The organism is Candidatus Accumulibacter vicinus (assembly GCF_000584955.1).
GTDB classification, from domain to species: domain Bacteria; phylum Pseudomonadota; class Gammaproteobacteria; order Burkholderiales; family Rhodocyclaceae; genus Accumulibacter; species Accumulibacter vicinus.
In genome coordinates this window covers 230790-238358 of record NZ_JDSS02000019.1, presented here as the reverse complement: position 1 = coordinate 238358, position 7569 = coordinate 230790, and the positions used below count along the sequence as shown (strand labels likewise).

The following is a 7569-nucleotide window of genomic DNA, read 5'->3' as shown; positions in this document are numbered from 1 at the left end:
GGCCGCAGACCCCGGCCACCGCCGCTGGCGGGTAGGCGGCCACGAGGGCTTCGAGTTCGTCGAAGCCCTCGGTATGCCGGGCGATGTAGTCGCGATCGACGCGTTGCTCGTCGAGCAGGACGTTGAGCAGACCGTTGTAGAGCGCGATGTCGGTGCCGGGCCTGAGCGCCAGGTGCAGGTCGGCCAGCGCTGCGGTTTCGCTGCGGCGCGGGTCGATGACGATGATCCGCAGTTCCGGATTGGCTGCGCGTGCGTCCTCGATGCGGCGAAAGACGATCGGATGCGCGATCGCCGGGTTGGCGCCGGCAATCAGCAGGCAGTCGGTCAGGGCGATGTCCTCGTAACAACACGGTGGAGCATCGGCGCCGAGCGTCTGCTTGTAACCGGCCACCGCCGACGACATGCACAGGCGCGAGTTGGTGTCGATGTTGTTGGTGCCGATCAGCCCCTTGGCGAGCTTGTTGAAGACGTAATAATCCTCGGTGAGCAACTGCCCCGAGACGTAGAAGGCGACGCTGTCCGGCCCATGCGCGCGGATGATCCGGGCAAAACGGTCGGCCGCATGATCGAGCGCCGTGTCCCAGCCGACGCGCTGACGCGGCAGATTGCGGTCCAGGCGCAGCTGCGGATGCAGCAGGCGATCGTCCGGCTTCGCCGTCAGGTGCAGTGTCGCGCCCTTGCTGCACAGCCGGCCGAGGTTGGCGGGGTGATCGGGGTCGCCGCGTACGCCAACGATCTGTCCGGCTTCGGTTTCGATCAGCAACCCGCAACCGACGCCGCAGTAACAACAGGTGGATTTGATTTGCTGGTTCATGATGATTGCTCCTGATTGTGCAGAGCAATAGGCGTGCCACCATGATAAATCATGGAGATGGCATGTCGCGCGGGTGTTTTTCGGCCATGGTGCCTCGTCATGGTGCGCCGCGTCTCGCGGCTGCGTCAATGCGGGGCGTTCCCGAGACATTTTTCGACATGTCGATTTTCCCGTGGTGAAAATATACCGTACGCATTTATGGCGACGGCGTCAACGTACCGGCAGCCTTAGGAGGCGAGGCTGTACTGGCTTTTTGTCGTCGGTGCCCGGTTTTTTCCGGCACGGCGCTGGCGGGCCCGCGGGCCGAAACGCCGGCAGCGCAGACCCCGGCTGTGGCGCCCGGCGCACCACCAACCGCCCCGACGAGGGCATCCGCCGAGGCCGCTCAAGCCGCAGAAGAGCCGATCCATCGCCACGCCGCGCGAACCGCCGGGGCCCTACTGCTCGCCCGGATCGATGAGCTCTTCCCGCTGCTTTGTCCGAAGTGCGGCGATCAGCGCATCGCCTGGTAAAGGCCGCACGAAGAGATCCGATCGAACGCTTGCGCCCTGGGTCGCCGCAGCGACCCAGGGTCATCCTCGCGCTGCGATTCCGGCGAGGTTTTCCCGCTCCGTCGGCACGCTTTCCCCGAATCACGACGGCTGTCCGGACCAGCCTGGAACACTTGCGGACGTAGCGTTGGATCTCCTATCCTTGCCACTCGGCAGACGATGGCACCCGGCTCGAAATGCATCGACAAGGCCTTGTTGAAGGAATGAACGAATGGACCGCCGACTCCGAAGCCGCCCGCATCCTCGCCGGGCGCCTGCGCAACGACCATGCATGATGTGACCCATCCCAGCCTGCTCAAAGGAGATCCACATGACGCAAGTAATCCTGGACCTGCCCGACTCGGCATTCGCCACCTTGCATCAAGCACCCAAGGAATTTGCGCAGGAGATGCGCGTCGCCGCCGCCATCAAATGGTATGAACTCGGCCGGCTTTCGCAAGGTCGCGCCGCCGAAATCGCGGGCCTGACCCGGGCGGGTTTCATTGATGCCCTCTCGCGCTACAAGGTTAGCCCATTCCAATACACGGCTGAGGAAGTCATCGAGGAACTGCAAAGTGGCGCCTGATCTCCCATCCTTCGAACGACAACCGGTGATCGACCCAATCTGCCCTCAAGATCCGCCCGCAGGTGCCGTAGAGACAATCTCAAGGGTCATCAATTCATTGGAGTAGAGATCATGAACGTCACCGGAATCGCCGCTGCGGCAACTGAAATGAGCCAGGCCAGAACGGCCGATGCGGTCCAGATGGCGGTACTGAAAAAAGCGCTCGACGTACAGGCGCAAGGCGCACTGCAATTGGTGGAAGCGGCTGCGCAGGGGGTTCCCAACAACCCGTTGCATCTGGGTAATCGGGTCGATACCTCCGCTTGAGGCGAGCGTCGCGTCAGCTTCGAATCACGCGTCCACGCCGGATCGCCGTGCCGCGGTTGCGTCCGCGGTACTTGCCTGGTCGCCCAGGTCCGGCGTCCGGGGTGGCTCCTTCGGGGCAGGCCGGCGCGCGGATTTGGGCCGGAAGGCCTGGATCACTGCGTCGACCGTTTCGATGTACGGACCGCCGATCAGGTCGATGCAGTAAGGGACCGCGGCGAAGATGCCGTTCGCCAGCACCGTGCCGTCGGCAGCCTTGACCCCTTCCAGGGTTTCCCGGATCGACTTCGGTTGCCCCGGCAGATTGAGGATCAAGGCCTGCCGACGAATCACCCCGACCTGACGCGAGAGAATGGCGGTCGGAACGAAGTGGAGGCTGATGCGCCGCATTTCTTCACCGAAGCCCGGCATCACCTTGTCGGCGACCGCCAGCGTGGCTTCTGGCGTGACGTCGCGCGCGGCTGGGCCGGTGCCACCGGTGGTCAGCACCAAGTGACAACCGACGGCATCGACCAATTCGATCAGCGTGGCTTCGATCGCTGCCTGGTCGTCGGCAATCAGGCGGGTTTCCATTCGCCAGGGGCTGCACAAGGCGCCGGCAAACCATTCGCGTAGCGCCGGGATGCCTTGGTCCGCATAGAGGCCTTGCGAGGCACGGTCGCTGATCGACACCAGGCCGATCAGCAATTCTTCATCAGGGTTCGTGTTCATCGTGGCTGTCCGGTAGGGGGTCGCCCTGCTCGAGTTCCTTGAGGAACCGGAAGATGGCGCGGAAACTGCGCGGTGGCTTGCCCTGTGCCTGCTCAAGCAGGGCGGCGCGGCGCAACGAGCGCAGGTGCTGCAGGTCGATCGACGGGGATGCACTGGCGATTCGGTAGAGCACCTTCTCATCCGCCATCAGCTCGGCGCGCAGGCGTTCGAGGCGGTGCAGTTTGCCGGTTGCTTCGGCTGATTCGCCGCGCACTGCCGCCAGCGCATTGCGGATCGGTGCCGGATCAACGTCGCGCATCAGGCGGCCGATATACTGTAGTTGGCGCCGCCGTGCATCGTCGTGTCGGGACATGCGCCGGGTTTCATGGACGGCGGCGAGCAGATCTTCCGGGAGCGCAATCTTGTTGAGCCGCTCGGTGGCCAGTGCCACGAGTTCCTCGCCGAGCACCTGGAGTTCTTCCATGGCCCGCTTGCGTTGTGTTTTCGAGGGGGGTGCGGGCGCTTCTTCGGGGGGGCTCATCGGCTTAAGACGGGTCTTTCGCTGGGTCGGGTGAAAGGCCTGCCATGCGGCAAGCGGCGCCTTTCGGGGAACTGCTATGATAACGTTTTTTTCCTCTGGCGACCGCTCCCATGCCCCGTTCATCCCCCCCCATGGCCGTTAGCGAATCCCGCTTCAGCCATCGTCTCGAAGTTCTTCAGCAACTGGCACAGGAGGTCCTGGCGTATGCCGGAAAGCAGGGCGCAAGCGCCTGCGAGGTCGACGTCTCGGTGGGTTTTGGTCAATCCGTGACGGTGCGCTGCGGCGAAGTCGAAACCATCGAATACAACCGCGACAAGGGAATCGCGGTCTCGGTCTATCTGGGTCAGCGGAAGGGTCAGGCGAGCACCTCCGACTTTTCTTCGACGGCCTGGCGCGAGACCGTCGACGCGGCGTTGAACATTGCCCGCTTTACGGCCGCCGACCCCTGTGCCGGCCTGCCCGACCCGGAGTTGCTGGCCATCGACACCGGCAGCCTGCCGGATCTCGATCTCTACCACCCCTGGCTACTCTCGGTCGAAGCCGCTGTCGACCTTGCCCAGCGTTGCGAACAGGCGGCATTTGCCGTCAGCCCGCAGATCAGCAACTCGGAAGGAGCGACGGTATCGATCCAGGAAGGGCAGTTCATTTCAGCCAACAGCCTGGGTTTCATGGGCGGCTACCCGAGCTCGCGGCATTATCTTGCGTGCTCGGTGATCGCCGGCAAGAACGACAAAATGCAGCGTGACGACTGGTATTCGACGGCTCGCGACCCCTCGGCGATCGGCTCGCCCGAATCGATTGGCGAGATCGCCGCGCGGCGGGCCGTCTCGCGACTCGCCGCGCGCAAGGTCCGGACCTGCCGGGTGCCGGTCGTTTTCGAGGCGCCGCTCGCCTCCTCGCTGATCGGCCACTTCGTGCATGCGGTCAGCGGTGGCAGCCTGTACCGGAAGACATCCTTCCTGGTCGACAGTCTCGGCAAGCGCGTCTTTTCTAAGAAGGTACAGATCAGCGAACGGCCACATCTGCGCGGTGGCCTGGCGAGCAGCCATTTCGATAGCGACGGGGTCGCGACGCACGACCGCGAAGTGCTGGTCGACGGCAGGCTGCAGGGCTACTTCCTGAGCGCCTACAGCGCACGCAAGCTGGGGATGCAGAGCACGGGCAATGCGGGGGGCTGCCACAACCTGATCGTCCGACCGGGAAAACGTGATCTGCAGGGTCTGCTCAGAAAGATGGGGCGTGGATTGCTGGTGACCGAACTGCTCGGTCAAGGCGTCAACTATGTGACCGGCGATTATTCGCGCGGCGCAGCCGGTTACTGGATTGAAGGCGGCGAGATCGTACACCCGGTCGAAGGAATCACCATTGCCGGCAATCTGCGCGACATGTTCAGGAATCTTGCGGCAGTCGGCAACGACGTCCTGGTACGCGGCTCGAAGCAGGTAGGTTCCCTGCTCATCGAAAAAATGAAGGTGGCCGGTGACTGACGGTCATGACTTCCCTCCTCTGACGCCGTCCTCTGCTCCCTCCGCCTAAGCAGGAGACCAGATGAGCCATCACTTCGAGAACGCCTGTGCGCTGCTGATCGCCGTGGACCAGAACAGGGAAGCCAGCGCCGCCCTGCCGGCCGTGGCCGCCGACGCGCGCGCGCTGCGCGATGTCCTGATCCATCCGGCGCGCTGCGGCTACGCGCCGGACAAGCTTCGTCTGCTGACCGGCGCCGAGAGCAGCCGGCAAGGAGTCTTCGACGGGCTGCGCTGGCTGGCCGACGAACTGGCGGCGATGCCGGACGGCGACTCGACAGCCATCATCTACTTCAGCGGCCACGGCCACGTCGAAGGCGGTGAGCACTACCTGATCCCCTACGACTTCAACCCGCAGTTGATGCACAGCAGCGCGATCCGCGCCGCCGACTTTGCCGAGGTCGTCGCGCAACTGACGCCGCGCCGCCTGCTCGTCGTTCTCGACTGCTGTCACGCGGCCGGCATGGCGGTCAAGCAGGCGGCGCCGGCGCCATTCGCCAGCGCGGCGATTCCGCCGGCGCTCTTCCTGCCCGAAGCCAAGTCGCTGGCTGCTGGTCGCCTGGCCACTGGCGCCGGACGCGCCGTGCTCAGTTCGTGCCAGCCCGGCGAAAGCTCCTACCTGCGTGCCGACGGGCGGATGAGCATTTTCACCTTTCACCTGATCGAAGCGCTGACCGGGCATGCGCAGCCAAGCGGTGGAGCGCCCGAGGTGCTGGTTTCCGACCTGATCGGCTACCTGCAGCGGCACGTTCCGCACAGCGCACTGGCGCAGCATGGCGCCCCACAGACCCCGGACCCACGCCTCACCGGCAACTTTCCGGTCGCGCTGGTGCTCGGCGGCAAAGGGCTCGGCAAGGGGCAGGCGGCGCCCGACCCCTTGGCGCCCCTGCCGCCGGCGGTTTCCCTTGCAGCCTTCGTGCAGGGCCTAGGCGTCGTCGCGCAGGGCGGTGGCGACGCGTTCGGACCAGGAGCAATCCAGGTCAGTGGCGACATCGGCGGCAGCCTCGTCAACCGCACGCAGATCGTCAACAAGTACTACCACGACTGCCGCGCCGCCAGCGGCAGCGCCCCGAGCAAGGAAGACATCGCCCGGCAGGTCGCCGGCTACCTGCGCTGGCTGCAGGAGCGCACGCAGAGCATCGAGCTGCGCGGCATCGAACGGGCGGGCGGCGCGGCGGTTGTCGTGTTGCCGATCGAGACCGCCTACGTGCCGCTGCGCGCCCGCTCGCTGCCGCGTTTCGGCGGGCTTTCCGGCCGCGAAGCCGACATCGCCCTGAACGAGGTCCTCGGCCTCGGCCATCGTCTGGCCATCATCGGCGGGCCCGGTTGCGGCAAGACGACGGTCCTGCTGCACATGGCCTGGGCGCTGGCCTCTGCGCTGCTCGCCGGACAGCCCGAACCCGCGCGCTCGCGTCTCGGCCTGACGATGGCGGCGAGCGAACTGCCGCTGCCCATCTTCGTGCCGCTGGCCTCGTTCGCGCGCTACCGTCGTCACTTGCCGGCGGCGGCGCCGGCGCGTGAAAAAACCCTGGCGCATTTCATTTCCCACCACCTGGTCAGCCGGGAAGCCCCCTTCGACCTGCCGGCCGACTTCTTCGTCCGCCTGCTCAATGACGGGCGCAACGTCCTGCTGCTGCTCGACGGACTCGACGAAGTGGCGAACGAGGGCGAACGCGCCGAGGTCCGCCAGTCGGTGGAGAATCTCGTCGCCGGTCGCGACGCGATGCGCGTCGTCGTCACCTGTCGCACGATCGCCTACCGCAGCGGCAGCACCGCCCTCGGGGCCGGTTTTCGCGAGATCGTGGTGCAGGCGCTCGAGCACGCGCGGCACATCGCGCCGATGGTGCGTCAGGCCTACGGCTGCATCCACCCGCAGGACAGCGTGCGCCGGCTCGAGCGCTCCGACGACCTGCTGAACGGGATTCTGCAACTCGAGGCCGATCGTCGCCAACGCCTGGGCGAAAACGCCGCCGCGCTGGTCGACAGCCCGCTGATGGTGCGGCTGCTGTTGATCGTCCATCTCAACAACCGCGCACTGCCCGAGCAGCGCGCCGACCTCTTCGACAAGGCGATCAACGCCCTGCTGCAGGTCGATTACGGACGCGACGAGAGCGACAATCGCGAGCTGTCCGCCGACTGGACGCTGTACCGCGACATGGCGCAGCAGCTCGCTTTCCGCATGCACCAGCAGGGTGCTGATCAGGGGCGCGAGATCGAGGAGCCGGCACTGCGCGCCATCCTGCGCGCGGAACCCGAGTTTCAGCCGCGCCTCGACGATTTCGTCCGCCATGCGCGGCAACGCGGCAGCGTCCTCGAAGAGCGCGACGGCGCCTACCGTTTCCTGCATCTCGCCTTGCAGGAATTCCTCGTCGCCCGCTACCTGAGCGAGGTCATCGGGCGCGACAGCCGCGAAGCGATGCTCTCCTTCCTCGCCGAACGACTCGAGGACCCCTGGTGGCGCGAGCCGATCCTGCTGCTTGCCGGCTATCAGGCGACGCACGCCGCCCGCTCGGCGCGCGACTTCCTGCGCGCCCTGGCCGCAAGCGGCCGCGTCGCCGACGCGCGGTTCTCGGCCGCCGCGC

Annotated in this window: 6 protein-coding genes and 1 pseudogene; 4 read left to right on the top strand and 3 right to left on the bottom strand. The window is 65.9% G+C overall.

Annotation, left to right across the window (positions count from 1 at the left end):
- A partial coding sequence (locus CAPSK01_RS07490; protein ID WP_034924566.1) for a molybdopterin-dependent oxidoreductase occupies nt 1-814 on the bottom strand: 814 nt, incomplete at its 3' end.
- Nucleotides 815-1675: 861 nt separating this feature from the next.
- On the opposite strand from CAPSK01_RS07490, the gene CAPSK01_RS07485 reads away from it, so the two are divergent.
- Both CAPSK01_RS07485 and CAPSK01_RS07480 read left to right on the top strand, forming a co-directional pair.
- The gene (locus tag CAPSK01_RS07485) at nt 1676-1930 is read left to right on the top strand and encodes a UPF0175 family protein (protein WP_034924564.1); all 255 of its coding nucleotides are present in this window, start codon (nt 1676-1678) and stop codon (nt 1928-1930) included.
- Between the two features lie 111 nt (nt 1931-2041).
- The gene (locus CAPSK01_RS07480) at nt 2042-2236 is read left to right on the top strand and encodes a YjfB family protein (RefSeq protein WP_034924561.1); all 195 of its coding nucleotides are present in this window, start codon (nt 2042-2044) and stop codon (nt 2234-2236) included.
- 120 nt (nt 2237-2356) lie between these two features.
- Here CAPSK01_RS07480 and mog read toward each other — a convergent pair.
- Together mog and yjgA are read right to left on the bottom strand one after the other, a co-directional pair.
- Nucleotides 2357-2944, bottom strand: a pseudogene (mog, locus tag CAPSK01_RS07475) (molybdopterin adenylyltransferase); the annotation flags it as partial.
- Nucleotides 2928-3464, bottom strand: coding sequence for a ribosome biogenesis factor YjgA (gene yjgA / locus CAPSK01_RS07470; protein ID WP_034924560.1), 537 nt, complete (start codon nt 3462-3464; stop codon nt 2928-2930). The pseudogene mog and the gene yjgA, both read right to left, overlap by 17 nt.
- A gap of 131 nt (nt 3465-3595) precedes the next feature.
- Here yjgA and pmbA point away from each other — a divergent pair, with 131 nt between their 5' ends.
- Nucleotides 3596-4951: a metalloprotease PmbA gene (pmbA, locus tag CAPSK01_RS07465; protein ID WP_034924557.1), complete on the top strand. Its 1356-nt coding sequence runs from the start codon at nt 3596-3598 to the stop codon at nt 4949-4951.
- Between the two features lie 61 nt (nt 4952-5012).
- Nucleotides 5013-7569 (top strand): caspase family protein (locus CAPSK01_RS07460; RefSeq protein ID WP_273703262.1); only part of this gene is annotated, 2557 nt, incomplete at its 3' end.

Bases quoted from the DNA above. Each gene is read 5' to 3' on its own strand.
- CAPSK01_RS07485 (WP_034924564.1), top strand. From the start codon at position 1,676: ATGACGCAAGTAATCCTGGACCTGCCCGACTCGGCATTCGCCACCTTG.
- CAPSK01_RS07480 (WP_034924561.1), top strand. From the start codon at position 2,042: ATGAACGTCACCGGAATCGCCGCTGCGGCAACTGAAATGAGCCAGGCC.
- yjgA (WP_034924560.1), bottom strand. From the start codon at position 3,464: ATGAGCCCCCCCGAAGAAGCGCCCGCACCCCCCTCGAAAACACAACGC.
- pmbA (WP_034924557.1), top strand. From the start codon at position 3,596: ATGGCCGTTAGCGAATCCCGCTTCAGCCATCGTCTCGAAGTTCTTCAG.